At 24.9% G+C, this 2,922-nt stretch carries 2 protein-coding genes; one reads left to right on the forward strand and one right to left on the reverse strand.

Annotation, left to right across the window (positions count from 1 at the left end; all coding sequences use genetic code 4):
* Positions 1–1,286 precede the first annotated feature (1,286 nt).
* Positions 1,287–1,526, reverse strand: a complete 240-nt coding sequence (locus BST80_RS04805; protein ID WP_415746204.1) for a hypothetical protein — start codon at positions 1,524–1,526, stop codon at positions 1,287–1,289.
* Between the two features lie 430 nt (positions 1,527–1,956).
* On the opposite strand from BST80_RS04805, the gene BST80_RS04810 reads away from it, so the two are divergent.
* On the forward strand, positions 1,957–2,622 hold the full coding sequence (locus tag BST80_RS04810) for a DNA-processing protein DprA (RefSeq protein WP_415746205.1): 666 nt from the start codon (positions 1,957–1,959) through the stop codon (positions 2,620–2,622).
* Positions 2,623–2,922: the final 300 nt, after the last annotated feature.

A 2,922-nucleotide genomic window follows, 5' to 3' on the forward strand; every position in this document is an offset into this window, starting at 1 on the left:
TCCTATAATTTCTATTTTAAATATATTTTATAGGAATTTTAAAATAACTAGGTTATGCAAGAAGTCTATTATTCCACAATTTCTAATATATTAATTTAAGACCCCAAAATAATTTATACGGCCGATGTAATTTTATATTATTTTCTAATATTCTTATTTTCATTTTAAGTTCATTAAATGCTAATAAATTACTGTCTTTTAAGGCATTATATTCATCTTCTTCTAAATTGCAAAAGATTAATAAGGTTTCTTTTGTGGCAAGTTTGATATTATTTTCTTTACAATATTCATCAAATTTTGTTAATTTTTGCTTTATTTTTGTTAAATTTGCAATTATTCATCACTTTTTATCTACTTTTGCCANCTTTTTTACCTCTTTTTGTCATCACCATTCTACAAAAAAATATAAAAAAGTAAAATAAATTAAAAAAAGACTTTTTCAAGTCTCTAATTTTAGTAATTTTTAAACAAGCGATTAAGGGCTAGTAAATNNTACTTGTATTAAATTACATCANTATNNTANNATCATTTAACAGATTGTCAACAAAATTTTAATTTTTATTNTGTGAAAACCATATACATTTTAGACCACTGATTTAGTCTTTAAATTAGAATGGAGATTAAAATGAAAAAGTATATGGTAACAAGCATTCCAACTGAAAATGAATTATATTCATTACAACGAAAAATAAAAAAATGATATTTACAACAAAAACTTACAAAAGAAATAAATTATATTTATNNNAAATATCANTTCAATCTTTTAATTTATATGTCATTATTTATCCTCCTAGTTTTAACTCGCTGGCACTCACTTCCAAGTGAAAGTGCCAAAGCGAGAGTTAGTTATATAATTAAGTATTTATTTATTTATTTACTACGCCATCCGCTTCACTTTGAAGGTGAGCGGTGGCGGTATGTTGTTTGTTTAATATAATAGACAGTTGTTTTTTCTTTTGGAGCCAGAGAGTTTTCTCTCTCTTCATCCGCACCATTTCAGGTCAAAACGTTCAGTTTTTAAAATAAATTCACTTGCACCTTGAAGAGCCTAATGCTGACTTTGTGGTTTTTTAAACCGTTGTCACTTCTAAGAAGTAATATCTATTGCAAATTTATTTATAAAGTCACTATCTCTATGGTTTATTGTCGTTTGATATTAACCTTGGACTTATCACGACTATCGCTTTTTAAAGCGTCTATTATTTCCGGACTGATTACCGCTGGGCTAGACCGCCTCATGTGGAATAAAAACACTTAGTTATTTAAAATAACCGTCCCACACTGCATTAAGTTGTTTTATAAAATCAAAGTTTTAACAAACCAGTTTCATAATCAAAGATAATTTTTGAATTTTCTAAGCGTTTATAAAACCGCTTTTGTTTTTTATCTTTTACTTTATTCAATAAATATTTATGTTTTTCACAAGTTCATAAAACTTTATTTGATAAAAATTCTTCAGTAATGAATGATATTATTTTATAGCAGTTATCAATATCGCAAATTTGTTGTTGCTTATTAATTTTCATTACTTACTCCTTCCTTTTTATTAAGTTTTTTTATTAGCAAATTAATTAACTGAAACAGAGAAAGGACAACACCTTAAATTAGGAGAAAAACAGCTACACTTTGTAAAGATTTCTAAGATATTTAATAAATGTGTAAACAACTTAAAGAGGGTATCAAAAGTTGTTATAGTTTTTTTGTAAATATTTAAGATACTGTCCTTTCTCTGAATCAATTAATAATTTTGGTTTTACAAATAAAAAAACCATTTTAGTAAATGGTTTAATTTATTATTNTTATTCAATTTCCGANTTTTTTTCCAAAACCCCAATTTTTTTATACGGCCTAAAAAGTAAAACTGTTAATGTTATATTTCTTATATTAATAAAATTCTAATTATTAAATAGAAAGGAATTAATATGCGTCAAGTTTTACTTTTTTTTGCATTAAAATATGATGGGGACTGACTTAAAATTTATTCAAGCCTTAGAAACAAAAGAAAAAATTGCTTATGAAGATTTAATTAATATTGAAACTAAAATAACATGTCGTTATGTTACTATTATTGATCGTGAATATTCAAAATCATTATGCAATATTTATCGACCTCCCTTTGTTTTATTTTATGTTGGTGACTTGGCTGTTTTAAATGGTCAAAAACATAAATTAGCAATTTGTGGAACAACAGCACCAAATAAAAGAGGACTAATGACAACTAAGATGTTAACAAAAAAAATATTAAAGCGAAAAATAACTTTAATTGTTACTTCAGAACCAGGCATTAATGAATATGTGGTTAAAAATCTTGGTAATGGAAGTAGTATTTTAATTCTTAAAAATTTAAATGATTATGAACAAATGACAAAACAATATCCTAATACAAAATTTCAAATCATTATTGCTGAAGCATACCAAAATAATGTTAATAAAAGTCAGTATGAACTTTATCGGATTATGTCAGGATTGATGGATGGTGTTATCATTGTTCAATCAACTTTAGATGATGAAACACATCGAATTGTGTCATTGGCTAAACATGATGAGAAAGAATTTTTTTGTTTTCCAGCTCAAATTACTGTTGCTAATAAAAACAATGGTTTTATTAAAGACGGAGCGTAATTAGTAGAAAATGTTGATGACATTTGTGGGAAATTATAATTTTGTAAAGGAACATAGATTAATTTATGTAATCATGTTAACGAATAAAAAAATACAAATGAGAATTCATTTTTAACAAAAGTGTATAATGTATATACCATATACATTTTTTATTTATGCAAATTATTTTAAACTCTTTTCACATAAAAATAATTCTATGAGATGTTGGTTAAAATTTATAATTATTTAATTAAATTACCTAATTAAAGTTTTATAAATTGTGAGGTACCATATACATTTTAGACCAGTTAGTCTTTTAAA

This window comes from Spiroplasma sp. Moj, from assembly GCF_016082285.1.
Classification (GTDB): Bacteria; Bacillota_I; Bacilli_A; order Mycoplasmatales; family Mycoplasmataceae; genus Spiroplasma; species Spiroplasma phoeniceum.